Annotated in this window: 28 protein-coding genes and 1 tRNA gene; 15 read left to right on the plus strand and 14 right to left on the minus strand. The window is 65.1% G+C overall.

The window, feature by feature from the left end:
• Nucleotides 1-68: 68 nt before the first annotated feature.
• The 4 genes from VNK82_02375 to VNK82_02390 all read left to right on the plus strand — a co-directional run bounded on the left by VNK82_02375 (nt 69) and on the right by VNK82_02390 (nt 2,357).
• Entirely contained in the window at nt 69-869 is an 801-nt protein-coding gene (locus tag VNK82_02375; protein ID HXE89787.1) for an alpha/beta hydrolase, read from the plus strand.
• Nucleotides 870-1,012: 143 nt separating this feature from the next.
• Entirely contained in the window at nt 1,013-1,216 is a 204-nt protein-coding gene (locus VNK82_02380) for a hypothetical protein (GenBank protein HXE89788.1), read from the plus strand.
• A 158-nt stretch (nt 1,217-1,374) separates the two neighbouring features.
• A complete protein-coding gene (locus VNK82_02385; GenBank protein ID HXE89789.1) occupies nt 1,375-1,914 on the plus strand; it encodes a septal ring lytic transglycosylase RlpA family protein in 540 nt (179 codons plus the stop codon).
• A 101-nt stretch (nt 1,915-2,015) separates the two neighbouring features.
• Nucleotides 2,016-2,357, plus strand: coding sequence for a histidine triad nucleotide-binding protein (locus VNK82_02390; protein ID HXE89790.1), 342 nt, complete (start codon nt 2,016-2,018; stop codon nt 2,355-2,357).
• Between the two features lie 136 nt (nt 2,358-2,493).
• On the opposite strand, the gene VNK82_02395 is transcribed toward VNK82_02390, so the two are convergent.
• The 7 genes from VNK82_02395 to VNK82_02425 form a co-directional block, all read right to left on the minus strand.
• Nucleotides 2,494-3,114 carry a response regulator gene (locus tag VNK82_02395; protein ID HXE89791.1) on the minus strand — a complete coding sequence of 207 codons (621 nt, stop codon included), beginning with the start codon at nt 3,112-3,114 and terminating at the stop codon, nt 2,494-2,496.
• Between the two features lie 794 nt (nt 3,115-3,908).
• Nucleotides 3,909-4,385 (minus strand): VOC family protein, encoded by a 477-nt coding sequence (locus VNK82_02400; GenBank protein HXE89792.1) that lies wholly within the window; start codon nt 4,383-4,385, stop codon nt 3,909-3,911.
• Between the two features lie 4 nt (nt 4,386-4,389).
• Complete coding sequence (locus VNK82_02405; protein HXE89793.1) at nt 4,390-5,190, minus strand: hypothetical protein; 801 nt, start codon at nt 5,188-5,190, stop codon at nt 4,390-4,392.
• 150 nt (nt 5,191-5,340) lie between these two features.
• The gene (locus VNK82_02410; GenBank protein ID HXE89794.1) at nt 5,341-5,691 is read right to left on the minus strand and encodes a hypothetical protein; all 351 of its coding nucleotides are present in this window, start codon (nt 5,689-5,691) and stop codon (nt 5,341-5,343) included.
• Between the two features lie 336 nt (nt 5,692-6,027).
• Nucleotides 6,028-6,384 carry a hypothetical protein gene (locus VNK82_02415; protein HXE89795.1) on the minus strand — a complete coding sequence of 119 codons (357 nt, stop codon included), beginning with the start codon at nt 6,382-6,384 and terminating at the stop codon, nt 6,028-6,030.
• A gap of 171 nt (nt 6,385-6,555) precedes the next feature.
• Complete coding sequence (locus tag VNK82_02420; GenBank protein ID HXE89796.1) at nt 6,556-7,617, minus strand: serine/threonine-protein kinase; 1,062 nt, start codon at nt 7,615-7,617, stop codon at nt 6,556-6,558.
• On the minus strand, nt 7,614-8,357 hold the full coding sequence (locus VNK82_02425) for a sigma-70 family RNA polymerase sigma factor (protein ID HXE89797.1): 744 nt from the start codon (nt 8,355-8,357) through the stop codon (nt 7,614-7,616). The genes VNK82_02420 and VNK82_02425 overlap by 4 nt, the downstream gene beginning before the upstream one ends.
• A 333-nt stretch (nt 8,358-8,690) precedes the next feature.
• Here VNK82_02425 and VNK82_02430 point away from each other — a divergent pair, with 333 nt between their 5' ends.
• From VNK82_02430 to VNK82_02450, 5 genes are all read left to right on the plus strand, one after another.
• Nucleotides 8,691-10,193 carry a radical SAM protein gene (locus VNK82_02430; protein HXE89798.1) on the plus strand — a complete coding sequence of 501 codons (1,503 nt, stop codon included), beginning with the start codon at nt 8,691-8,693 and terminating at the stop codon, nt 10,191-10,193.
• A gap of 43 nt (nt 10,194-10,236) precedes the next feature.
• Nucleotides 10,237-10,311, plus strand: a tRNA-Val gene (locus VNK82_02435).
• A gap of 303 nt (nt 10,312-10,614) precedes the next feature.
• Entirely contained in the window at nt 10,615-11,244 is a 630-nt protein-coding gene (locus tag VNK82_02440) for a sigma-70 family RNA polymerase sigma factor (protein ID HXE89799.1), read from the plus strand.
• Nucleotides 11,241-11,735: a hypothetical protein gene (locus VNK82_02445; protein HXE89800.1), complete on the plus strand. Its 495-nt coding sequence runs from the start codon at nt 11,241-11,243 to the stop codon at nt 11,733-11,735. Before VNK82_02440 ends, VNK82_02445 begins: the two co-directional genes overlap by 4 nt.
• Nucleotides 11,736-12,042: 307 nt before the next feature.
• Complete coding sequence (locus VNK82_02450) at nt 12,043-12,636, plus strand: DUF3106 domain-containing protein (GenBank protein HXE89801.1); 594 nt, start codon at nt 12,043-12,045, stop codon at nt 12,634-12,636.
• An 89-nt stretch (nt 12,637-12,725) separates the two neighbouring features.
• Here the strand turns inward: VNK82_02450 and VNK82_02455 are convergent, their stop codons facing one another.
• The 6 genes from VNK82_02455 to VNK82_02480 form a co-directional block, all read right to left on the minus strand.
• Nucleotides 12,726-13,331 (minus strand): sterol desaturase family protein, encoded by a 606-nt coding sequence (locus VNK82_02455; GenBank protein ID HXE89802.1) that lies wholly within the window; start codon nt 13,329-13,331, stop codon nt 12,726-12,728.
• Nucleotides 13,332-13,798: 467 nt separating this feature from the next.
• The gene (locus tag VNK82_02460; protein HXE89803.1) at nt 13,799-14,335 is read right to left on the minus strand and encodes a VOC family protein; all 537 of its coding nucleotides are present in this window, start codon (nt 14,333-14,335) and stop codon (nt 13,799-13,801) included.
• A gap of 122 nt (nt 14,336-14,457) precedes the next feature.
• The gene (locus VNK82_02465; GenBank protein HXE89804.1) at nt 14,458-14,877 is read right to left on the minus strand and encodes a group I intron-associated PD-(D/E)XK endonuclease; all 420 of its coding nucleotides are present in this window, start codon (nt 14,875-14,877) and stop codon (nt 14,458-14,460) included.
• A 205-nt stretch (nt 14,878-15,082) separates the two neighbouring features.
• Nucleotides 15,083-16,000, minus strand: a complete 918-nt coding sequence (locus tag VNK82_02470; protein HXE89805.1) for a proline dehydrogenase family protein — start codon at nt 15,998-16,000, stop codon at nt 15,083-15,085.
• A gap of 116 nt (nt 16,001-16,116) precedes the next feature.
• On the minus strand, nt 16,117-17,043 hold the full coding sequence (trxB, locus tag VNK82_02475; protein ID HXE89806.1) for a thioredoxin-disulfide reductase: 927 nt from the start codon (nt 17,041-17,043) through the stop codon (nt 16,117-16,119).
• A gap of 216 nt (nt 17,044-17,259) precedes the next feature.
• Nucleotides 17,260-17,928: a hypothetical protein gene (locus VNK82_02480; GenBank protein ID HXE89807.1), complete on the minus strand. Its 669-nt coding sequence runs from the start codon at nt 17,926-17,928 to the stop codon at nt 17,260-17,262.
• An 80-nt stretch (nt 17,929-18,008) separates the two neighbouring features.
• Here VNK82_02480 and VNK82_02485 point away from each other — a divergent pair, with 80 nt between their 5' ends.
• The 6 genes from VNK82_02485 to VNK82_02510 all read left to right on the plus strand — a co-directional run bounded on the left by VNK82_02485 (nt 18,009) and on the right by VNK82_02510 (nt 24,319).
• Nucleotides 18,009-18,209, plus strand: coding sequence for a hypothetical protein (locus VNK82_02485; GenBank protein HXE89808.1), 201 nt, complete (start codon nt 18,009-18,011; stop codon nt 18,207-18,209).
• A gap of 212 nt (nt 18,210-18,421) precedes the next feature.
• The gene (locus VNK82_02490) at nt 18,422-20,614 is read left to right on the plus strand and encodes a SpoIIE family protein phosphatase (GenBank protein ID HXE89809.1); all 2,193 of its coding nucleotides are present in this window, start codon (nt 18,422-18,424) and stop codon (nt 20,612-20,614) included.
• A gap of 104 nt (nt 20,615-20,718) precedes the next feature.
• Nucleotides 20,719-21,426, plus strand: a complete 708-nt coding sequence (locus VNK82_02495) for a lipid-binding SYLF domain-containing protein (protein HXE89810.1) — start codon at nt 20,719-20,721, stop codon at nt 21,424-21,426.
• Nucleotides 21,427-21,599: 173 nt separating this feature from the next.
• The gene (locus tag VNK82_02500) at nt 21,600-22,586 is read left to right on the plus strand and encodes a substrate-binding domain-containing protein (GenBank protein HXE89811.1); all 987 of its coding nucleotides are present in this window, start codon (nt 21,600-21,602) and stop codon (nt 22,584-22,586) included.
• Nucleotides 22,587-22,590: 4 nt separating this feature from the next.
• Nucleotides 22,591-23,850, plus strand: a complete 1,260-nt coding sequence (locus tag VNK82_02505) for an MFS transporter (GenBank protein HXE89812.1) — start codon at nt 22,591-22,593, stop codon at nt 23,848-23,850.
• A gap of 31 nt (nt 23,851-23,881) precedes the next feature.
• Nucleotides 23,882-24,319 carry a nuclear transport factor 2 family protein gene (locus tag VNK82_02510; protein HXE89813.1) on the plus strand — a complete coding sequence of 146 codons (438 nt, stop codon included), beginning with the start codon at nt 23,882-23,884 and terminating at the stop codon, nt 24,317-24,319.
• A 49-nt stretch (nt 24,320-24,368) separates the two neighbouring features.
• Here the strand turns inward: VNK82_02510 and VNK82_02515 are convergent, their stop codons facing one another.
• On the minus strand, nt 24,369-24,833 hold the full coding sequence (locus VNK82_02515; GenBank protein ID HXE89814.1) for a hemerythrin domain-containing protein: 465 nt from the start codon (nt 24,831-24,833) through the stop codon (nt 24,369-24,371).
• Nucleotides 24,834-24,986 lie beyond the last annotated feature (153 nt).

Raw genomic sequence — 24,986 nt, forward strand, 5'->3', positions numbered from 1 at the left:
CCCCGCCGTCCGCGCTTTTCCTTTGCCTTTTTCCCCTCGCCTTTTTAACTTTGCCCTGCGGAGTTGCCGTGCCTGAAACTTCTCTCCTGCAGAAGATGCTCAACCTCCTTCTTACGCTCGCGGCCGTCTACGGCGCTGTGCTGGCCTATCTGTGGTTCTTCGGCGACACGCTCGTCTACTTCCCGCCTCCGTCGAGCTACCGTGATGACCAGCACATCCTGAAGATCTCCGCGCGCGACGGCACCCGCCTCTCGGCTATCTACCTTCCCAATCCGCAAGCGCGCTTCACCGTTCTGTTCACGCACGGCAACGCGGAGGACATCGGCCACAACGATTCTTTTCTCCAAGCCCTGCATGACGCCGGCTTCGCCGTGCTCGCCTGGGATTACCGCGGTTACGGCACCAGCGAAGGCCGGCCCTCGGAGGCCACCTTCTATAGCGACAGTGAGGATGTCTACGATTACCTCACGCGCGAGCTGCGCGTTGCGCCCGAACGCGTCCTGCTTCTCGGACGCTCGCTCGGCGGCGCGTCGGCCGTGCATGTGGCTTCCGCCCGGCCGGTCGCCGGACTGGTTCTCGAGAGCACCTTCGTCTCCGGCCGGCGCATGCTGGCGCGCCATCCTATCTTCCCCATCGATCGTTACCGCAGCATCGACCGGCTGCGCCACGTGCGTTGTCCGGTGTTCGTCATTCACGGCACGAAGGACTCCACCATCCCGTTCGAGCATGGCCAGACCCTCTTCGAGACCGCCAACCCGCCGAAGCGCTCCTGGTGGGTCGAAGGTGCCGGGCACAACGACCTGTTCTTCGTCGCCGGCGCGGAGTACTTCCGTCGCCTGCGCGACTTTGCTGCCTCGCTCTGCACCTAGCTTCCCGCACTTGGCTCTTGGACATTGGCCCTTGGCGGATGGGCCTGCTGAGTGCTTCTTCTGGTTCTCAACCGTTGACCCTCCCTGCCCGGAACGCGATAATCGTCCCGCCTGGCATCCGCAATTCATCGAGGTGTATCTCCGTGGAGAACGCACAGAAGCCTGCCTCCGCTCCGGATTCGCTGGAGGAAGTGGGCCGCAAGGTGGGCCGCGAACTGGGCGAGATCGTCAACTATCTCAACAACGAGGTGGTGCCCAAGGTTCGGACGCAGTCCAGCCAGGGTCTGCGCACGGCGGCACAGAAACTTCTCGAGTTGGCCGACTACATGGATCGCAACCGCCGCTGAACCGCCGTCTGGTTGCGGCCCTGCTGCTTGCCGCCACCCTTCTGCTGGCCGGCTGCGGCGCCAAGCGCACCACGCGCGCCCCGGTTCCGCCGCCCCCGCCGGCATCCTCGTCCTCGTCTGCGACGATCACCGTTCCCAAGGACGCAAAACCCATCTACGTGGAGACCGGCCTTGCGAGCTGGTACGGAGGTCCGTATCACAACCGCCGCGCGTCGGACGGCTCCGTCTATGACATGCATGCCGCTACCGCCGCGCATCGCACGTTGCCGCTGGGCAGCATCGTGCGCGTCACCAATCTCGAGACGCGCCGCTCCACCCTGGTGCGCATCACCGACCGCGGGCCGTTTGTCGAGCGCCGCATCATCGATCTCTCGCTCGCCGCCGCCAAGGAAGTCGACGTCTACCGGCCCGGCGTCGCCCCGGTGAAGGTCGAGGTCCTGCAGACGCCGTCCCCGCTGTTCAAGGGCGGCCGCTGGGCGGTGCAGATCGGCGCCTTCGACGATGAAGACGGCGCCGTCAAGCTCAAGGACAAGCTCGCCCGCCGCTATCCCGACTCGCGCGTCCTGGCCTTCGTCAGCCCGGTCGGAAAATGGTGGGTCCGCGTGCGCGTCCCCGACGACGACCGCAAGCAGGCTCTCGAGGTCGCCCACCACGCTCAGCCCTCCCAGGGACAGACCTTCCTGGTGCGTTTGGATTAGTTCAGTTCTTCTCAGTTCTCAGTTCTCAGTTGACGAACTGGCTGTATCCTTCTGGTTTCGGGAACTCGATGCTGACTGAGAACTGGGAACTGAGAACTTCCATGTCCGACTGTCTTTTCTGCAGAATCATCGCCGGCCAGATTCCCTCGAAGAAGGTGTACGAGGACCAGCACGTCTATGCCTTCGAGGACATCAATCCGCAGGCGCCTACGCACGTGCTCGTCGTGCCCAAGAAGCACATCCGGGGGTTGAAAGAAGCGCAGCCCGAGGACGCCGAGCTGCTGGGACGCTGTGACCTCGCCGCCGCCCACATCGCGCGCCAGCGCCAGATCGAAGACGGCTACCGCACCGTGTACAACGTCGGACCGCGTGCCGGTCAGTCCGTCTTCCACCTGCACTTGCATCTGCTCGGAGGCCGCGGCTTGCACTGGCCTCCGGGTTGAGCCGTCTAGCGGGCCTGAGTGAGTCCATGCGGCGGACGAGCGGGAGCCCGTCGGCGTGTATAGCGATGATCAGCGGGAACGTGGGCTGCCCCACCCTTGTCGCGACTGGGCTTGGAGCGACAGGGTGGGAACGGCGCTAGTCGAAGCTCTGCTCTTCCGGCGCTCCGTGCCGCCGGAGCAACTGCGGCAGGTTCTGCGAGAACGCTGAGCGCGGCATCACTGCGTCGCATCCCGCTTGTTGCGCCTTCAGCTTCAGGTCGCCCTGCACGTGCGAAAGGAAGCCGATCACCGACGTCCCTTTCAGCTTCGACTTCAGCTTGGGAATGGTGGAAAGCGGCTTGGCCGCCACGCTGTTCAGGTCCAGGATGATCAGCGACGGCGTCTCGGCGCCGTTGCTCTGCACCCGCTCCAGCAGCTCCTTGTCGCTCTTGACGAAGTCCACCTTCACGTTCAGCTTGCGCGCCGTCTCCTGCACCTTGGCGATGAAGAACAGGTCGTCGATGGCCGCCACGATCCGCGTCGGCGCATCGGCGGGCAGCGCCAGCGGTTCCACCGCCGGTTCCTGGTGGAAGCGCTGCGGCTGATAGCCGCCGCGGAAGCGGTGGCTGTTGCCCTGCCCTTGTGGGTTGCGGTAGCTGTGGTCCATGGGACCGGTGAAGGCTGCCGGGCGTTGATGTCCGCCCTGTCCCGGACGCCCGCCCCGGCGACGCCGCCGGTTGCGCCCCGGACGCGATGGTTGATTCGGTCCGTGTTGCATCACACTCTCTGGTTGGTCTTCGGTTGGGCCGGCGTCCCAGGCGCCGGCTGGCTGTGTCGGTACGTTCCGCCTCGTGGCGTTACGCAGGCTGTGTTCGCGGAAACCCTCGAATACCGGGGGAACTCACCTGTTTCCGTCCGGAGCATTTCCGCTCCGGTCTGGATGTCGCTCGTTGATTCTCTCGTCCGTCTGCGCGCTGTTGCCGTGTGGCGCGGAGTGCCGTCGGGCGCGCCCGGCTGACCGTGAGGACAATCCTGATACTACCCTCACCCCGCCCCGAGCGCAAGCCCTCCTCCAAGAGATGCAAACCGCCACTAAAAAGATGACCGAGTTCCCTTCCGGACCGGCCTCACTCGGTACTCGCGACTCACAACCAGCCGCTCAAAGAAAAAGGCCGTGCCCCACGTTCGCGTCGTGCTTTTCGGCGCGTCCGTGGGAAGCGAAAAACGCAGCGGATCCGCAACTCGGTACTCCAAGAAAATAGGGCGCCCGCCGGCGCCCTGTCGAGGGATACAACGGAGGCGCGCCGCAATCCCGGGCGGAGCGAAGGGTCTCTCGCCCGCGGTCGCGCCTCCCTTATCTGTTTTGACTGTTTACTGCTGCAATCCACGCACCGAACCCGCCACCACGCGTCACCAACAACTTACGTTGCCTTTTGTGACCAGCGCGTCCACTTCTGCGGAAGCGTCACAGCGCACGGTACGCAATTTCATACGACCTTGTCCCGCACGGCGACGGACGCGAGGTTCATGGATTCAGTGATTCCATGAATCCATCCACCGGTCCGCAACGGCCTACTTGGTCGCTTGGGCAAACATCTGCTCCATCCGCCGCTGCATCTCTTCCGGCGAGACGTCTTCCTTGTGCGTCGCCAGCGCCCAGTTGTGCCCGAACGGATCCACCAGCTTGCCGAAGCGGTCGCCCCAGAACATGTCCTCGGGTGGCATCACCGCCTTGGCTCCGGCCTTCACGGCGTTGGCGAAGGTCTTGTCCACGTCCTCCACGTACAGGAAGACGCTGACCGGAGACCCCTTCAGCGCCTCCGGCGACACTGCTCCCTGCTGCGGGTTCTCGTCGCTCAGCATCAGTACCGAATCGCCGATGTCGATCTCGGCATGCGCGATCGAGCCGCCCGGTCCGTCCATCCGCAGCCGCTCCTTCGCGCCGAACGCACGCTGGTAGTAATCGATTGCTTTCGCTGCGCCGCGCACCACCAGGTACGGCGTGATGCTGTGGTAGCCATCGGGAATCGCTTTTACTTTGCCTGCCATGAGTTCATTCTCCTTGAAAGTTGGATTGCGTATTTCCTATCGGATGCGACAAGCGAATCAGCCGCTTCGATTTTTCCGGGGCCGAACCGGACTCGCCCGCATTGCCACAACTAGTGGCAGAGCCGCCGCTTGCTCCACCGTTGCTCTGACTCTCCCCGGCTCTACTCCCAGCCTCTTCCACCGGCACTGGCACGATGATCAGCGCTCCCGGCTTGCCTTCGTCGAGCACGAAGGCCGGCGCTCCCGGCCCCGCCTTCGCCCCGATATCCGCATTGGTCAGATACGGCGCGTAGAACATCAGGTGCGGACGATACGGGAGCACGGTCTTGCCCTCTTCGTCGATGGGCAGCAGGTTCTCCTTCGACAGCATGTACACGATCCCCGGTCGCCGCGGCGCGCGGAACCTCCCGCTGGCGTAACCCTCAGCCACCGCCTGCTCGATTTCCTTGCGGTTCTTCCCCTGCATGCGCAATTCGGCTTCGTAGAACGCAACCGGCAGGCGCGTCTCGCTGCCCTCGGCGTCGTAGCATTCGGGCTCCTGGCTTCCCGGCACCGAGCGCCCCACGAAGCAGTGGAAGCCGTTCTTGCTCTCGCGGATCTTCACGTACCCGTTCTTCTCCAGCACGTACACGCCGGCTTCTTCCGCGAAGTGCGCCGGACCCGCGCTCAGCGCCAGCGCCACTTCCCGCTCCCGCGGCATCAGTTCCGGCTTCCAGCCCGCCTGCGCCTGCGACGTCGCCAGCGACGCAAACAGTAGTGTCGCCACCATCTCGACCGCGATTCCTCTCCCACGCTCGCTTTTCATTGCTCCGCTCCGCTTGCTGACGGCTGAGTGCTGACTGCTGAATGCTGTACCTGCATCGTTCCCCCACTCCCCGGCTAAGTGCCAATTGCTAAGTGCCGAGTGCCTATCGCTGATGCTTATCGCTTATCGCTGATTGCTTATTGCACATCGTCATCGCGCCTGCGCTACCGGCCTTCCGAACTTCTGCGTCGCGAATCCCACGATCAGTCCCAGCAGCGCTCCGGGCAGCATGATGTCCCAGAACAGCGTGGCCTCGGCCGTCAGCGCCACCAGGTAGCTGAACACCACGCCCACGGTCAGCCCGCTCACGATCCCCAGCGGCAGCGAGTTCATCCGGCGCGCCACCAGGCCGATGATCGTGCCGCTCACGAAGCCTTTCAGCGTCGAGTACAGGATCACCGTAGCCATCACCGGCGCCAGTTCCGGGTACAGATACCCCGAGAGCCCGTCCAGCAGCCCCAGCACCCCGCCCAAAAGCAGGCCCAGCAGCGGCCGGGACATGGCTCGCCTCCTGTTCATCGCACCTTCATCCTTCCCTTAACCGCTCTCACAGGTTCCTTTAACCCGTTCTGCAGATTGCCACTCCCCCAAGCCGCTCGAGCGCTGATGCGGTAATTGTCCTGGCACGGTCGCAGCCCCGAAGGGGCGACAAATCCGTAGCCCAGGGTGGAGAGCGTAAGGGAGCCCAGCGACCGCGCGCTCGGAACCCTGGGTAAACCTCCAATCGATTCCGCGCCCGACCGAGCCGGAGGTCGCCGCCGCGACCGCAGGCGGAAGGAGGGCGCACCAAAAAGCGGCTTCACTTCGCAGTTCGCAGCTCGCCAGATCGCAGATGCCCTACGCCGTCCTCGCGCTTCGCCCGTACTTCTGCGTCGCGTATCCCACCAGCAAGCCGACGATGGTCCCGGGCAACATAATCTCGAAGTAGTAATGCTTCCCGCTCGGATCCGGCATCGCCGCCACCGCGTACGCCAGCAGCAATCCCACCGTGCCGCCGAACAGGATTCCCAGAGCCAGCGAATTTACCTTGCGCGCGAAGAACCCGATGAGCACGCCCGCGATGACGCCCTTCAGGGTGGAAAAGACGACGATCATCACAATCTGGTCCCGCACTTCCGGCGTGAACCACGCCGTCAGCCCGTCGATGGCCCCCAGCACCGCGCCCAGGATTACCCCCAGCAGCACCTTGTTCATGTCTCCTCCTTGGACCTCCCGCCCCTCGCAACTCGTACTCCCCACTCGCTCCTCTATTCACCCCTACCGCTGGATTCCTTTAGCCGCGCCTCCTGCACTTTGCACTTTGCACTTTGCCTTTTGCATTTTGCATTTTGCATTCTGCACTCGGCGCTCTCGGCAGTGCGAATGCTATCGTCTCGTCCACACGATCAGCGCCACGCGCATCACCAGGTACGCCACCACCAGCAGGATGGCGACCTTATGACGCGCGAACAGCCGCGCTGCCCGCTCCGCCAGCGACTCGCGATGCGCTTCCACCGGCAGCCCGTCGCGGTAGCGGGCCACCTCCGCGCCCAGTTCTTTCGCCGTGGGATAGCGTGCCGCCGGGTCCGCCGCCATGGCCTTGGCGCAGATCGCCGCCAGCGCCCGCGGCATCGATCCTGAAGCCGACGGCGCACGCGCCGTCTCTCCCCCCGTTCCCAGGGTCGTGGCTTCCGGCGGCGCATGTCCGGTCAGCAGGAACCGCAGGATGGCGCCCAGCGCGAACACATCCGCGCGCGCATCCACCTGCGCGCTCTCGCCCCGCGCCTGTTCCGGGGCCATGTAGCCCGGCGTGCCCAGCACCATGCCGTGACCCGTCTGCTCGGCGGAAGCAGTCCGCAACTGCGGCCCCGCGACGGTTACGGCTTCCGCGTCGGCCGCCTCGCGCAGAGCCTGTCTTGAGGCGACAGCGGAAAGAATCTTGGCCACGCCCCAGTCCATCACCAGCACCTCGCCGAAGGGACCCACCATGACGTTCTCCGGCTTCAGGTCGCGATGCACCACGCCGCGGTCGTGCGCGAACGCGGCCGCGTCGCAGATGCGCTCGAAGATGCGCAGCCGCTCCGGCAGCGAAGTGGCCCCCGTCGCCCAGCGGTCCAGCCGCGGCCCTTCGACATATTTCATGGTGTAGAACACGCGCCCGTCCGGCAGCGTGCCCACGTCGTGCACCGGCACGATCCCGGGATGCTCGAGCTGCGCCAGGATCTTCGCCTCCCGCAGCAGCCGCGCCGCCAGTCCTCCGGAAGAATCCGGCAGCCGCAGCACCTTCAGCGCGATTCTCCGGTCGAGTGCCGTATCTGTCGCCAGGTACACCGTGCCCATGCCGCCCGCGCCCAGCCGCTCCACCAGCCGGTAACGAGTGCCGGAAAGATCGGGTTCGTCGGCGGCGGCGCGCAGCCGGTCGAGCGCCCGGTCGGAAAGCCAGCTCACGAGCCCTCCACGCCCAACAGCGCCCGCGCCTCGCGCCGGAACTCGTCCTCGCCGGCCGTCATCTCTCGCAATTTCTCCAGCACGATCCTCCGGAACTCGCGCCGCGCCCACGCCAGGTAGTTGGTCACGTCCGTGGTCGCGAGGTCCATCTCGCGCGCCAGTTGTTCGTACGTAGGACGCCGCTCGCCCGCGTCGTCCATGTCATAGCGCTCGAAAAGCCGGAAGTGGACCATCTTGCCCCGCGCCTCGCACTCCTTCTTTAACCCTTCGATGGCCAGTTCAAACAGGCTGCGCACCCATTCCCGCTCAAAAAAGTCTTCCGCCGCGGCCGGCGCCGCGCGGCCCAGTTCGCTTTCAGCCGCGTCGAAATCCAGCGACATCATCACCGCATCGCCGCCGCGCTTCAGTCGCCGCGCCGCCCGGTCCGCGTTCTGCACCACTCCGTCCACGCACACCCGCAGAAACGTCCGCAGCCGGCCCTTCGCCGGATCGTAAGTCTCAAGGAAGTCCTTCTCGATCAGCCGCGCGAAGAACTCCTGCGTCAGGTCCTTGGCGTCTTCATTGGATCTGTTCCACTGCACCCGGATGTACTTGTACACCGGCTTCCAGTAAGCCGCGATCAGCGTCTCGAGAGCCCGCTGCCGCTCCGCCGGATCGTCCGAGCGCGCGGCCTCGATCGCCGACCACCGCGTCTGGGGAAACCGCGCACTCCCCCCGCCTATGGAGGTGTCGTCACCCATGAAGGACTCGCCGGGGGAGTGTAAGTCGTGGAGGACCGCAGCAACAAGCTCAGGTCAAGTCGAGGGTACTGGGATGATTCACTTCAATGATTCAATGAATCAATGACTCAATGACTCAATCCCCATGACGGTGCCCCATGTCTGCGCCGTGCCTTTCGGCGCAGACGTGGGGATAACGGGCCGCCCCCACCCCTGTCGCTCCCGCTTTTGGAGCGACAGGGTGGGACGCATTTCAATGGTTCCATGACCCATTGATTCAATCCCCGGGCATCCCTTCCCTCTTCTCCCTCATCCATGCCACTATCAGCGCCACACTTCCCGCGGAGGCCTTTGGTGAGAGTCCTCCTCCTCTCCATGCCGGACTCCTTCGAGCACATGCCCTCGCTCGTCATCCGCATGCCCAACGGCGCGCTCACGTCGCTCGCCGGCAACGTGGATTCGCGCCACCAGGTCGCCGTCGCCGACCTTATCCTCGTGCAGAAGACCGTCCGCGCGACGGTCGAGCGCCTCGTTCGCGAGCTTCAGCCCGATATCGTCGGCCTCTCCATCATGACCTTCCAGCGCCGGACGGCATTCCGCATCATGGAGCTGGTCCGCGCGCTGCGACCCGAAGCGCGAATCGTCGTCGGCGGCTACGATCCCAGTCTCGCGCCCGAAGCCTACGTCGCAAGCGGCCTCGCCGACTTCATCGTCCGCGGCGAAGGCGAGCTGACGTTCTCTCAACTGCTGCGCTCACTGGAACAATCTCCTGCGAGCAGCGACGGTCTGAGCGACATCCCCGGCCTCACCTGGCGCCGAGGCTCGGAATGGCGTGAGAATCCGCCGCGCCCCGTCCACGACCTCGAGAGCGGCCTCATCCGCCTGCCCAACCGCGCCGCCCGCGTGCTCACCGGCTACACCATGCTCGGCCGGCCGGTGGATGTGGTCGAAACCTCGCGCGGCTGCACTTACGATTGTTCTTTCTGCTCCATCATTGAGATGCGCGGCCGCAACTTCCACACCTACTCCTTCGACCGCGTCCTGGCCGATATCTCGGACGCCCGCGCCCACGGCGCCCGCGTCATCTTTCTCGTCGACGACAACATCACCCTCAACGTCCGCCGCTTCGAAGCCCTCTGCCGGGCGCTGATTGATTCCGGCCTCAACCGTCTCGACTACATTGTGCAGGCCATGACCTCGGCCATCGCCGCCCACGGCGAGACCCTTGCTCCGCTCATGCGCCGCGCCGGTTTCCGCTACGTTTTCCTCGGCATCGAGAACATCCTTGAATCCGACCTCGCCTTCCTGCGCGCTGACTCGAAGAACGCGCTGCGCGAAAAAGGCCGCACCGCGGGCAACGCCACCCTGCGCGCCACCGACTGCCTGCATCGCCACCGCATGTACGTGGTCGGCGGGCTCATCGTTGGCAATCCTGACGACACCGCCGAATCCGTCGAAGCCAACCTCGCCTTCGCCCGTCGGCATATCGACTGGCCCTACATCCAGCACCCCACGCCTTATCCCCGCACTCCCATGACCAAAGACTTTCGCGCCGCAGGCCTGATCACCAACGACCGCCTCGAGGAGTACGACGGTACCACGGCCGTCGTGCGCACCCGCCACCTCCCTGCGGACGAAGTCGAGTACCGCCGCTGGCGCGCCGAACGCTGGATGAAAGTTCGCCACCTGCCCTCTGTTTTCCGCCAGAATCCTTGGTTCGTCCTCACCCACGGCCCGCGCATGCTCGCCCACACCTTCCGCGGTTCCACCCTGCGCTCGCTTCTCGGCCTCGAAAGCCCGCGCAAATCCTTCGAGCGCTACCGCGCCCTGCGCGCCGCCGAGCGCATCTACCTCTGATTTCTGCTCATCGCGCCCTTCTGCTAAAATAGCCCTCTCTCGTGGGCGCTTAACTCAGCGGTAGAGTGCCATCTTCACACGGTGGAAGTCGAAGGTTCGAATCCTTCAGCGCCCACCATTGCAGGTCTGATCGCGACCGCCTGACCGCCACCATCACCGCCCACAACCAAGAGCAGCGCTGCGCGGCACGGGGCGCGCGGCAGGTCAGCCAAAGCGCGGATACGACCCAACGACGACCACTCACGAGATGATGGGCATTGATCGGTCTGTGGGATCCGATCAAGGACGCGCCTTGCATGTAGAATCCGTTGCAGAGCGCATGGCGAAGGAGCCCGAATCCGGGGCGGAGCAAACGTCGCAACTTTTTGAAGGCGCGCGGGTTAACAGGACCGTGGGCAGTGTTGCGCTCCACCGTGAGGCGATGGGCACCGCGGCGCGGCAGGAAGAAGCCGGCGACGGATTCCTGGGAGGTCCGCTCGACCTGCTGAGCGACGCCGAGGTGATGCTGCGCGTGGCCGCGGGCGACGACGCCGCCTTCGACCACCTGGTGGAGAAGTTCCGCCGTCCCATCGTGGGCTTCATGTATCGCATGGTGCACAACCAGGCGGTAGCGGAAGAGCTGGCGCAGGAAGCGTTCCTGCGGGTGTATCGCTCGCGCAAGAGTTATCGCGCGGAGGCGCGGTTCACCACCTGGCTCTACCGCATCGCGACGAACCTGGCGGTGAACTACGCACGGGATACGCGCAACGAGCGCGCGCAGGCCACGACCAGCCTGGATGAACCGCCTGCGGAAGGCGAGAGACCACTGGATGTGGCCGACGGCGCACCCACGGCCGAGCAACTATTGCTGGCAAAGGAGCGGCGGGAGGCCATCCGCCGGCGCGTGGAAGCGCTGCCGGAGCGGCAGCGCCTCGCGGTGCTGCTGCACAAGTACCAGGGAATGGACTACCGGGAGATCGGCGAAGTGATGAAGCTGAGCGAGTCGGCGACCAAGTCGCTGTTGTTCCGCGCCTATGAGTCGCTGCGGGAGAGTTTGAAGGAGTTCCTATGAAGTGCGAACAGTTGCGGGAGGAGTTGCTGGACCTGGCCGCGGGGCGCGCCACGGCGCCGGCGGAGGCGCAGGCGCATCTGGAGGCGTGCGAGAAATGCGCGCGTGAGCTGGCCTCGCTGCGGCAGACCATGAACCTGCTCGATGAGTGGCAGGCGCCCGAGCCTTCTCCCTACTTCGACCAGCGGCTGAAGGCGCGCGTGCGCGAGGAAGGGGCGAGCGCGGCGCCGGGGTGGCTGGAATGGCTGCGCAGGCCGGCGTTGGTGGCCGTCTTCGCCGGGCTGGTGGTGGCGGCGGTGTTCCTGTTCCGCCAGGCCCAGCCTCCGGAACGGCTGGTCGAGACCGCAGCGACGACGACGCCTGTGGTGGCAGTTCACGCGCAGCCCGGTACGGCGGTGAGCGACCTCGAGAACCTGGACAGCAACCAGGACCTGTACGCGAACTTCGATTGGCTGGATGAGTTGGAGGAACAGGCGCAGCCAGCGGAGAACTAGCCGGCGGCTGGCGGGAGGCAGGCGGCGATCCGGCAGGAAGGCAGCGCGCGAAGCGCGCGGCAGAGATTAGCCCAGCCCGTCAAGGTGGAGCACAATGCCAGCCCGCGGAGCGGGCGGCACGCCTTCAGCGGATGAAAAGGGTTTGAAATCGACGAAGGACAATTCGTTGGGTGCCGCCCCTACGGGGCTCGGTCATTCCCGGCAACGTTCCCAGCACTTCCGTGCTGGGCTAACGAATGCCGCCCTGACGGGCTGGGATGTAAGAGCGCTCCACATCTTCGTTGTTGTCCTCGCGCTTGCTGCGCTTTTGGCTGCGCCTGCCTGGGCGCAGGAAGCGGAGACGACTCCGCCCCGCGCCCAAAGCCAGGAAAAAGACAAGGACTACGAGCGCAATCGGGAATGGAAGAAGGGCAAGGGCGGTTCCGGACGTCACTGGTCACGGCGCGGGCCGGGGCCGCATGCGGGCGACTGGCTGCGCCGCTACAAGGACCTGCCGCCGGCGGAGCAGGACCGCGCGCTGTCCGCCGATCCTGAGTTCCAGAGGCTGCCGGCGGAGAAGCAGCAGCGCCTGCGCCGGCGCCTGGAGGACTTCCGCAGCCTGCCTCCGGAACAGCAGCAGAGGATTCTCGAGCGCATGGAGCGCTGGGAGCACCTGACGCCGGAACAGCAGCAGCGCCTGCGCGGGATGCATCGGCGCATGAAGCAGCTTCCGCCGGAGCGCCGCCAGGCGATGCGGAGCGCGCTGGAACATCTGCGAAGCCTGCCCCCCGAGGAGCGCGAGCGCGCGCTCAACTCCGAGCGCTTCCGCCAGAAATTCAGCGAAGATGAGCGGGAGATGTTGAGGACGTTGTCAGAGATTGGTCCGCCGACACGAGGGCCGGTGCCTGCGCCGCAGGATTGAAAATCGTTTTCACTGCAGAGAACGCAGAGAGGCGCTCAGGATGACGGCAAGAAGAAGAGTGCTGTCGTGTGCAGTCCGAAACGTCAACTTCACCGCGAGGCGGTGCGCAGCAAGCGATCGAACAGCGGCAGGAAGATGCTGAAGTCCTGATCGGGGTGCTGGTGGTGGGCGAGGTGGCGGGTGCGGGCTGTGCGCAATGACGCCGGGAGCCAGCCGCCCATGTGGAAGCGCCAGTGGATCTGCTCGGTCACGATGAAGTAGAGGCTGAAGGCCACCAGCATGCCCGGGGCGAAGCCAGCGTGAAGGAAGAAGCCGGCCTGAGAAAAGACGAGGCGGTCGAGCAGGACCACCGGAACGCCGTTGACCACGAACATGGCCACCACGAAGATGGCGCGGCCGCCCAGGTTGACGTAGAGCGGCTCCTCGGGCTTGCCCAGCGAGCGGTGATGCAGCATGTGGCCTTCGCCGGGATAGCTCCCCGCCCAGTGCAGCAGCCAGCGGTGCAGGGCGTACTCGAAGAAGTTGGCCCATAAGAACCCGGCGGCGAGACCCGCGAGCCACATGGCTGGTGTTGGCGGCGCGAGGTATGCCAGGAGCGCCGCGGGGCCGCATCCACAGAGGGCGGCGACGACGGCGTTGCGCCGGTTGATGGCCTGGCCGCGGCGGAGGGCGAGGGGATCGGGAGTGGGGGGCATTCCTGCAGCGTGTAGCAAAGTCTTCTCGCGAGTATGGAGGGCTGCCCTCAGGGGCTAAAGCCCGTGTAGTTGTAAGACCCGGAACGGCACGGCTGAAGCCGTGCCCCTCCGAAACCAATTTCTGGGGAGATTCTAGCGCTGGTGCTCAGTACCGAGTACCTAGTACCGAGTACCGAGTTGACGGCTGGCCGTGCGAACTCGGTTCACAAGCATCCTTGAGTTTCGAGCTTCGAGTTTCAAGTTTCGTGCTCTAAAGAGCAACGACAACTGCGAGATCCTTCGACTCGCGCCGCGACCGCGCCAACATCGGCGCGGCTCAAAGGCGTTCGCGGCGCTCGCTCAGGATGACAGAATCAATTGGTTGCGTTTTCGGCACGCCTGAAGGCGTGCCCTGTTACGAAGACAGGACCTCTTATGCAATCCTCCCTCGACTTGGCTGGGGAGAGGTTCCGGCCTGCTCCAGCCACTCATTCCTCCGGTTGCCACAGTTCGATGGGATTTCCTTCCGGGTCATGCAGGCGGGCGAACCGGCCAATCCCGGGATAAGTCTCGGGGGCCTTGACCTCGATGCCTGCGCCACGCAACTGGGCAACCATCCTGTCGAGATCGCGGACGCGGAAGTTCACCATCCACATTTTGCTGGGGTCGCCGAAATAATCGGTCGTCTCCGGGAAAGGAGAAAACACGGTCATTCCGGCCTCCTGCTTCCACACCGAGCCTTCGGGGCTGGTGGGCGAGGGGTTGATGCCCAGGTGCTGCTCGTACCAGCGCGCCAGGGCTTTGGGATCGCGCGCCCGGAAGAACAGCCCTCCGATACCTGTGACTTTTTCCATTTCCGCTCCTTTCGCGAGCCCCGGGCCGGCGGCGGCTACCGCCGGGGATGAAGATACCGTTGGCGGCGCAGCGGTCTGCGACGCCCGGGCGAGCCGATTGCCGCTCAGGACGAAGCTCGACCCGAACGTGAAGGACATCATGCGCAGCAGTTGGCGCCTTGGAATTGCCATCCCACCCTCCTCCGAGACGACCGGATTACCATACCTGCGCGAACGGGTCCTGGGAAGCGGGCAGTTCTCAGTTCTCAGTTCTCAGTTCTCAGTACCCAGTGGCAGCTCTCCGCGGCTCGCTATTAGCCGGAAGCCGAAAAGAGGAGGTGCCAGGCTTCGCGGAAGGGCTCGAAGCGGCCGGGGCGCTGGCGGGTGGGTGCGGGATGGAGTGAGATGGTGTGGACGGCGCGGAGCACGGGAGAGGGGATGAGGTACCAGATGTCTTCGGGGATGATGTAGGCGGCGAGGAAGTCGATGTCGCGGGGCGTGTAGGGGAACCGGCTGCCGGAGCCGGCGGCCACGCAAAGGTGATACGCATTGCGCGGCGAGGGGCGGGAGACGGATTTGACCTGGACGCGGGAGAGGAGGCCGCCGGAGTCGACGATGAAGTCGTAGCGGGCATTGTCGCCCCAGGGCTGTGAAACGACCAGTCCAAGGGAGACGGCGCGCAGGAGGAAGAGAGTTTCGGCGGCTTCGCCCTGGCGTTTGGCGGTAGAAAACATGCTCTTGGCCGTTGGCTATTGGCTCCTGGCTTCTTTCGCCCCTCCAGTGCTTAGTTCTCAGTTCTCGGTTCTCAGTTCTCAGTACCTAGTTACTCAGTACCCAGTAGCCAGACTGAAGCCGTGCCCTGATACGAACCCAGCATTCCTCGGCGAGCTCGGCGGGCTCGGAAGTGAGAGAGGCAGTTTCGAGTTTCGAGTTTCAAGTCTAGCGGAAGAGGTTCTTGAGGATGAAGAAGACGTTGGCCGGGCGTTCGGCGAGGCGGCGCATGAAATACGGGTACCACTCGGTGCCGAAGGGGATATAGACGCGCATGCGCCAGCCCTGGCGCACCAGGTCCTGTTGCAAGTCGCGGCGGATGCCGTAGAGCATCTGGAACTCGAAGGCGTCGGGCGGAACCTTTTCGGCGCGGGCGAAGGCGATGGTGGCGGCGATCATCTTCGGGTCGTGAGTGGCGATGCCGTGGTAGACGCCGCTCTTGAGCAGCAGCTTCATCAGGGCGACGAAGTTGGCATCGACGTCGGATTTCTTCTGAAACGCGATCTCCGGCGGCTCCTGGTAGGCGCCTTTGCACAGGCGGATGCGGATGCGCTCGGCGCAGAGTTCCTCGACGTCTTTCCGCGAACGATACAGATACGACTGGATGACAGCGCCGATGATGCCGGCGTTCTGCGGGTGGCGATGCAGGTGGCGGACGAAGTCGAGGGTGCGCTGGGTGTAGGGCGAGCCTTCCATATCCACACGCACGAAGCTGCGCAGGCGCGCGGCGTGGGCGACAAGGTCGGAGACCAGGGTGTGGGCGAGCGATTCATCGACGTCCAGGCCCATGTGGGTGAGCTTGAGGCTGATGTTGGCGTCGAGCGAGCGGGCGGCGATGTGGTCGAGGAGCTGGTGGTAGAGCGCGGCGCTGCGGCGGGCCTCCTCGGCGTTGGTGACGTTCTCGCCCAGATTGTCGATGGAGACCGACATGCCGGACTGGTTGACGGCACGGGTGGCGGCGAGCACTTCCTCGAGCGTCTCGCCGGCGACGAAGCGGCGGGAGACGCGGCGGCCGGCGGGAGAGCGCTCGGCAAAGGCGCGCAGGGAGCGGCTCTCAGAAAGACGGATGAACAGCGCCCTCAGCAAGCGGCACCCGCGCGGTGAGATGGCGTGCGACGCGGCGACATGCGGAGCGATGGTTGTAACACAACAGTGGTCAGTTGTCAGTGGTCAGTGGTCAGTGGTCAGTGTGGCAGGGTGGATCAGTGGCCCTCGGCTTCGAGGAATTTTTCGGCTTCCATGGCGGCCATGCAGCCGGTACCCGCAGCGGTGATGGCCTGGCGGTAGCGGCGGTCCATGACGTCGCCCGAGGCGAAGACGCCGGGGACGCGGGTGAAGACGTAGTCCCGGGTGATGAGGTAGCCCTCGGAATCCATGTCGAGCTGGCCCGCGAACATTTTGGCGTTGGGGATGTGGCCGATGCCGAGGAAGAGCGCGCTGGTGGGAAAGTCCCAGGTCTGGTTGGTCTTGAGGTTGCGCAGCTTGACGGCGGTGACTTCTTTCCTGCCGACGTCATAGACGTCTTCGACCACGACGGGGGTGAGGAACTTGATCTTCTGGTTGGCGCGGGCGCGGTCGAGCATGATCTTGGAGGCGCGGAATTCGTCGCGGCGATGCACGATAGTGACTTCGGTGGCGAAGCGGGTGAGGAAGAGCGCTTCCTCCATGGCGGAGTCGCCGCCGCCGACCACAACCACGGGCTTGCCGGAGAAGAAGAAGCCATCGCAAGTGGCGCAGGAGGAGACGCCGTGTCCGATGAGCGCCTGCTCGTTGGGCAGTCCGAGCCAGCGGGCTGAAGCCCCGCTGGCGATGATGAGCGTCTTGGACTCCAGCGTCTCCTTGCCGAGGTTGAGCTTGAAGGGACGGCGGCTGAGATCGGCGCTGACCAGGTGGCCGGAGCGGTACTCGGCGCCGAAACGCGCGGCCTGCTTCTTCATGTTTTCGATGAGTTCGGGGCCCTGGATGCCGTCGGGGAAGCCGGGGAAATTTTCCACCAGGGTGGTGAGCGAGAGCTGGCCGCCGGGCTCGTGGCCCTCGATGACCAGAGGTTTGAGGTTGGCGCGCGCGGCGTAGAGCGCGGCCGTGTGTCCGGAACATCCGGAGCCGAGAACCACGACATTGTGAATCAAGCTTCTAGCTCCTAGCTGCCAGCCACTAGTTCTTAGCCAGCCGTTGTTAGATGGCGAGACTGACTCGCTTGATTCAGGCGAGTGTAGCACCAGTGCTCTTTCAAAATGTCTGCCGGTTCTCCTGAGGGGCCAAAGCCCTTGTAGGGAAGGAAAGCCGGAACGGCGCGGCTGAAGGCGCGCCCTTTCAAGACAGATTTCAACCGAGGTGAACCACTTTCAGGGATTGTTGGGTTTCGGCGGAGAAGGCGCAGGTTTGGCGGGTGCAGACTTCCGGGCGCCGACGCCCAGACGAGAGAGGTCGCCGGGCACGGTGGAGCGCACGCGCAAGATGGCGCGGTAGCGGGCCATGATGTCCGAGGCCTGGCGGAAGAGCGGTTCGAAGCCGGACTGGTCGGCCTTCGGGCAGCGGGCGAGAGCGACCGAAGGCTTGCCGAAGCGCTCGATCTTGACGTGGTTGGCGGGCGTGTTGAGGGCGAGGACGGAAGCGATGTCGGCCGAGGCGCTGACCGTATCCTGAATGGAAAGCATGAGGACGTCTTTGGGATCGCGCAGGCGGAAGACCAGCGTCTCGGCAATGCTGTTGTCGTCCACACTGATGGAGTACTGCACGCTGGAGAGCAGGCCCTCGGGGATCTCGCGGCGGATGCGGACCCAGTTGGAAACGGGAGCGTCGGGCATGGTGGAGCGGCCGCGGGCGACCTCGAAGTCGGCGGCGAAGCGGACACGCTCAGGAATGGCGGCGAGCGCCGCGGCCAACGCCTGCTTTTCGTCGGGCGAGGGAGCGCAGACGTTAAGGTACGTGACGCGGACTTCAGGCTTGGCGGCAGGTTCCTGGGCCAAGGCCAGAAGCGAAGCGAGAACAAAGGCCGGCAGCGAAAGGCGCACGAAGGTCATTCTAACGTAGAGGCGGTGGTTGGCTGTCGGTTCCTGGCTCCTGGCCGTTGGCTCTTGGCTAGAATGCGGACATGGCTAACCTGACCCTGGTGTACGGCATGCGGCTGCTGCCGTCGGACGATATCGCGGAAGTGGGAGAAGCGCCGGTGAAACTGAAGAGCGGGCGCGAGGCGCGCATCACCATGCACATCCTGGAAGGCAGCAAGGAAGATATCGAGAAGCAGTTGCGGGCGAGCGTGGAGGCGTTTTTCGATTTTTATCCGGAAATCTAGCGGATGCGGCGCGCTTCCCGCTCTGCGCTTTCCGCTGTCGGCTTGGCCTTCGGAACAGCAAGCCCGAGATTCTTCGCTCGGGTTTCCCGCGCTGGAAAGTGCGCGCGGTAGCCCTCCCCCGCTCAGGATGACGGCGGCATGGGGAGAGGTCGAGTGCGAGTGGCGTGCTCAGCACCGCGCATATAATCAAGGCTCGCGACTCCGGTCCCGCCGTGAGACTTTACCGATTTCTGCGTCGCAAGCTCGGGCAGGCGGCTCCCACCAGCCTGCTGGGGCAGCTTGCGCTCTACCTGCTGGCGGTGGACCTGGCGCTGATGGTGGTGCGCGGGGTGTGGCTGCTGGCGAAGCCCGGGCCGGGAGCCGGCGGGAACCTTTCCGACTGGATCACTTTTTTCAACGTAGTGCTGGCGGGGATGTACGGCCTGCTGCTGGTGGGCTGGGTGCGGCGGGTGCTGCTGTGGCGGCTGCGCAACCGGCTGATCGTGACCTACTTTCTTGTGGGCGTGGTGCCGGCGGTGCTGCTGGTGGCCATGGCGCTGGTTTCGTTCTACATCTTCGCGGGACAGTTCGCGACCTTCCTGGTGACCTCCGATCTGCAGGCGGAAGTGAAGGCACTGCAATCGGCCAATGCGAGCCGGGCGTCGGCGCTGGCGGGCAGCCTGCGGCGCGGGCGCGGGACGAGCGCGTCGGTGACGGAGAGCCGGGAACTGGAGATCGGCCTGCCGGTTTCGTCGAAGACGCAGGTGGTGGCGTGGTACCGGGGACGTCCGTTCGTGTTGCAGGGCGAGCCGGGAACACAAGCGTTGGCGGCGCCGGCGTGGCTCAAGGACAACTTCAGCGGGGTAGCCCTGGACGAAGGCGGGCTGTACTTGCGCGCCGCCACCTCAGTGAACGTGGGCTCGGAGCGGATGACCGTGCTCAGCAGCACGCCGCTGGACCGGGAAGTGGTGGAGCGCGTCGCGGCGGGCCTGGGCCGCACGACCTTCTACGTCACGAGCGGAGAGTTCAGCGTGGGCTCCGATTTTGAACCCGCGCAGGAGGGCGAACGTCCGCTGGTGCAACTCGAGAACCGGCCGGAAGGAACCGAGCGGCCCGGGTTGCGGGTGCGGCGGAGGACGTCGCAGCCGGCTCCGGGACAATCGAGCTTGAACGTAGAGGGCGGGCGCTTGCCGCCGGCGACGCGCTGGCTGGACCGGCCAGTGACCTTCGGCGCCATCTTCATGTATGCGGACTGGAAAACGGGCGAGGAGGCGGCCAGCCTGTTCACGGTGCGGACGCGTCCCTCGGCGCTGTATGCCCGGCTGTTCGGGACGTTCGGGGCGTGGGCGGGAGCGTGGGCGGCCGTGCTGGTAGCGCTGGCCGTGTTCCTGGCCATCATCGCGCTGGTGGCGGTGGCGGTAGCCATCGGGCTGACGCGCACGGTCACCAGATCGGTGCATTCGCTGTACGAGGCCACGCAGCACATCAACCGCGGCGACCTGAGCTACCGCATCGCGGTGCGGCAGAAGGACCAGTTGGCGGAGCTGGAATCGTCGTTCAACTCCATGAGCGCATCGCTCCAGCGGCTGCTGGTGGAAGAGAAGGAAAAGAACCGCCTGCAGAGCGAGCTGGCCATCGCCCAAGAGGTGCAGAACCAGCTTTTTCCGCGCGAATTCCCGTCAACGCCGGGTCTGGAGGTGCACGGTGTGTGCCAGCCAGCCCGGATCGTGAGCGGCGACTACTATGACTTTCTGGTTGCCGGCGATGACCGACTGGGGATCGCACTGGGCGACATCAGCGGCAAGGGGATTTCGGCCGCGCTGCTGATGGCGACGCTGCACTCGGCGGTGCGGGCGTTCCAGATCGGCAGCGTGATGGAGAGGGCTGGAGTAGCCGCAGTTCACGGGCGCGGTGCCGGCGGTTCGCTGGCGGTGGCCTCGGTGAACGGCGCCATGTCGCCGGCACATTTGCTCAAAGTGCTGAACCATCACTTGTACCGCAGCACGACGCCGGAGAAGTATGCGACGCTTTTCCTGAGCTTTTACGACGGCGCGTCGCGGACGCTGCATTATTCGAACGCGGGACATCTGCCGCCCATCGTGCTGCGCGCCAACGGAGAACTAGAGCGATTGTGCGAAGGCGGCACGGTGCTGGGAATGTTCGACGACCTGAGCTTCGAGGAGGCCCGGTGCGAACTGCGTCCGGGGGACATTTTCCTGGCTTTCAGCGACGGCATCACCGAGCCGGAGAACGAGTTCGGTGAGTTCGGGGAGGCGCGCCTGATCGATCTGGTGCTGGAGAACCGCCATCTGCCGCTGCCACAAATCACCGAAGCCGTGGTGGGGGCTGTGAGAGACTGGATCGGCGGGGTGGAACAGCCGGACGACATCACGCTGGTGCTGGCGCGGGGGAAAGGGAGTGGCTAGTGGTCAGTCGTCAGTGGCCAGTGGTCAGCTAGTCTGGCGCGCATGCAGGCAACTCGACGTTGCGGGCGGTCATCTTTCGGTAGGATGTGGTGAAGGGAGGAATCATGCATCGATCCTTGGCGTGGGTCCTGGTGGTGGTCATGGCGGCGGTACCGGCGCTGGCCGGCGATAAAGAGAATGAGCGGCTGGAGAATGCGGGCCAGGTAATGAAGGAGATCCTCAATATCCCAGACAACATTCCGCAGGACCTGCTGGACAAGGCGGAGTGCATCATCGTACTGCCGGGCGTGAAAAAGTTCGCCATCGGGATCGGGGGCAGCTACGGGCGAGGAGCGATGGTCTGCCGCGGCGGGGCGAACTTCACCGGGCCGTGGGGCGCACCCGCCATGTTCCGGCTGGAGGGCGGCAACATCGGTCTGCAACTGGGCGGCCAGGAAACCGATTTCGTGCTGCTGGTGATGAACCCGCGGGGGGCGCGGTCGGTCATGGGCAGCAAGGTAAAGCTGGGAGCCGATGCGGCGGCGGCGGCCGGTCCCAAGGGCCGCACGGCGACGGCGGCGACGGACGTGGTGATGCGGGCGGAGATCCTCTCCTATTCGCGCTCGCGGGGACTGTTTGCGGGGGTTTCGCTCGAGGGCTCAACGCTGCGACAGGACAACGGTCCGAACAAGAGTCTTTACGGGCGGGAGATCAGCGCGCGCGAGATCCTGCGGGAGGGGAAAGTGGGCGTGCCGTCAGCCGGACAGGCGCTGGTTTCGCTGCTGAACTCGAAGACACCCAAGAATCTTTCCGACCCGAAGTCGCTGGAGTAGGTGCGGCAGGGCCAACGAACGAAGGTGAGGGCGGCGAGACGAGTCCGCCCTTTTCATTTTCTCCTGCGACTGATCTAGAATCGCGGCCATCTCCAGCCGCGGCCCACCGGCGTGCCAGCGCACCTACCCGGTCGAAGGCCCGTTTCGGCGGCGCGCGCGAGAAGGAGTTCGCCATGTTCCAGACAAGTCTGTTGCGGCTGGCGGCGAGCCTGGCGTTGCTGCTCCTGACGGTCGGCTCCTGCAGCCGTTCCCCTCACGACTCCGACGAGATGTACTACCTGGTAACGGCCAACAAGAAGGTGGGCTACTGGCAGGAGGCGCGGGCCGGGTTCGAGGATGCCGCCCGGCAACTCAAGGTGCGGGCGGACTTCGTCGGCCCGGATACCTACGACCCGAAGGCGCAGCAGGAGGAGTTCCACAAGATCGTGCAGAAGAAGCCGACGGGCATCCTAGTGTCGGCCGCCGACCCCAAGCTGATGAGGCCGGAGATCGATGCGGCAGTCGCGGCCGGCATTAACGTCCTCACAGTGGACGCGGACGTCCCGGAGAGCAAGCGCTTGTTGTTCATCGGCACCAACAACTATGAGGCCGGCAAGCTGGGCGGCGAGGTGCTGGTCAAAGCGCTGGGCGGCAAGGGCAACGTGGTGGTGTTCACCATGCCCGGGCAAGCCAATCTGCGGGAGCGCCTGAACGGATACCGTTCGGTGCTGGAAGCGCATCCGAAGATCAAGATCGTGGAAGTCGTGGACATTCAGGGGACTCCGACCCTGGCCTTCGACCGCGCCAAGGAAATCGTGGAAAAGTCCAAAGACGAGGTGCAGGCGTTCGTCTGCCTGGAAGCGCTGGCCGGCAAAGAGGTAGCGGAGGTGCTCGACCGCCATGACGCGCGGGACAAGGTGGTGGTGGCCATGGACGCGGATGAGGGAACGCTGGACTGGATCGGGAAAGGCGTGATTCTCGCCACCATCGCGCAAAAGCCCTACACCATGGGCTTCAGCGGACTGAAAATGCTCGACGAGCTGTACCACAAGAAATCCGGTGCGGCGGGTGAAGGCGCCCGCGCCGAAGTGCCGCAGTTCGTCGATACCGGAACCATGCTGGTGGACAAGTCCAACCTGGACGCCTTTCGCAAGTCGCTGGCCGGGAGCGCCGGCAAGTAGGCCCGTGGCTGCCGCCGACCGCTCGCTGGATTCCCTGAGCCGCTGGAAACTGCTGCTGCTTCTGTGCGCGGCCGACTTCATGGCCTACGTGGCCATCTTCTCCGTACCGCCGGTGCTCGGCGAGGTGGCGCGGCATTTCGGCGTGGACTACGAACGCGCCGGCCTGATGATGACCGCCTACTCGGTGGTGCGCACGGCGGGCAGTTTGGCCGCGGGCATCTACAGCGACCGCTTCGGGGTGAAGCGGTTCGTGCTGGCGGGGTTGGGCCTGGTGGCCACGGCGGGATATTTCTCCGCTCATGCGCCGAGTTTCGGGTGGCTGCTGGGGTGCCGCGTGCTGATCGGGATGGGCGCGACCATGGTGTTCATTCCCGGCCTGGCGGCGGCCATTCATCTGTTGCCGCGGGAGCGGGTGAACCTGGCCAGCGGATCGTTCCTGAGCTCGCTCTACCTGGGAATGTCTGTGGCGTTGCTGGCCACGCCGATCCTGGCAGCGCGCATGGGCTGGCCGCGCGCCTTCGAACTCTACGCCGCGGTCACGGTGGCCGTGGGCGTGCTGTTCCTGCTGCTGACGCGCGGCGAGAGCCTGCGGAACGCGCCGGACGCCGCGGTCAACGGGTCACCGCGTTCGTCGGTTCGGACGCTGGCGGGGAAGGCGTTGCTGCTGGCTTCCGGCGTCTACTTTTTGTTCCTGTTCCAAACCTACGGGCTGCTGACCTGGCTGCCGGAGTATCTGAAAGTGGTGCGGCAGTACACGCCGCCGGAAGTGGGCTCGGTTTCGATGCTGCTGGGCGTGGTGCTGATCCCGGGTTCGGTGTTCGCGGGCTGGCTGAGCGACCGCGTGGGCGCGTGGGGCGTGGCGGTGGCCGGATCGCTGATCTGCGCCGTGTGTCCCGTGCTGTTGGTCATGTTTCCGGCGATGACCATCGGGCAGGTTTCGGCAGTGGTCTTCTGGAAAGCGGTGGGGACGAGCATGATCGCCGTGCCGCTGGCCGGGCTGCTGGCGCACCTGGTGCCGGCTTCCGACAGCGGCAAAGCCGTGGGCCTGGCGCACACGGCGGGCTATGCCGGATCGATCGTGTCAACTTACCTGGGCGGATACCTGCTGAACCGCTTCGGGAACTACGACTGGTCGTTCGGCATCTTCGCGGTTTCCATGATCGTCAACGTGGGGCTGCTGACGCTGCTGCGAGGACCGTTCCGCAGCGCGCGGGCGGCCCTCCACGGCGCTGCAAAAAGAGAAGCAGCGCCGGCGCGGGCGTAGAGGCGCCGCCGCGTCCTGTAGGGAGGTATGCATGGGCATGACAGAACAGGAGATGATCGCCTTGTGGGAAGAGCATATCGGGGCTGAATTCGAGCGCAAGGATGTGGAGGCCGCCATGGCCACCATGACCGACGATCCGTTCGTGATCAACGTTGCGGTGGGGTCTGGAGGCCGTGGGCGCGAAAGCGTGCGGCGTTTCTACAGCGAGCAGTTCCTGCCGTCACTGCCAGCCGACAACGAGGTCCGAGTGGTGCGGCGAATCGTGGGGAAGAACGCGCTGGTGGACGAAGTCCGACACGCGTTCACTCACGACCGGAGGATGGAATGGCTCCTGCCCGGGGTGGCACCGACTGGACGGCGCATCGACATCGAGGTCGTAGCCATCATCCTGTTCGATCAAGGAAAGATCGCAGGGGAGCGCATCTACTGGGACCATGCCACCGTGCTGCGCCAAGCGGGGCTGCTGTAGAGGCGCCGCCGCGTCCCTTGTGGAGCGCGGGTCAGTGGTGCGGGGCGGTCTAGAGAAAGCCGCGGAGCTGCTCTTCTTCGAGCGCGACGTGGCCGGCCAGGTTGCGGGCCACCTGCCACCCCTGCTCGCGGACGCTGGCGACGATATCCGGCAGTTCCTCTTCAGTGGCGCCGCGCAACTGCTCGAGGGCACTGCGAAAGTCGCGCAGTTCGCCGCGCAGTTGTTGGTGCTGGCCGACCATCTCGCGGGCGAAGTCCGCCAGTTCGGGACTGATGGCCGACACTTCCTCCTGCAGCCAGATCTCTTCGCGCGAGAAGTGGTCGGGAATGGTCTCGCAGAGACGGACACCGTAGCGATAGAGATCGCCGGTATCGCTGAGCTGCGCGAAACCCTGGCCGTAGCGTTCCAGGCTGTCGAGGGCATAGGCCAGTTCGGCCAGGTCGGCCATCACCGATTCGTGGTCATCGTGGACGCGCTCGCATTCCACCCAAAAGTTCATTCTTGATGTCGTCATGCCCGCCTCGCTTGCGAGTCCACACTCCCCGGTGAACTCCGCTGAAGGGTAGCCGGACGGGCCTGCACCGGGCGGTGACGAGGGTCACGCGCCGAAGTGACAGGCATCACGTCCTCCCGACTTGCGGGACGCCGGAACGAAGCCCTACCATTG

The organism is Terriglobales bacterium, from assembly GCA_035573675.1.
In the GTDB taxonomy this organism is placed as follows: domain Bacteria; phylum Acidobacteriota; class Terriglobia; order Terriglobales; family Acidobacteriaceae; genus DATMAB01.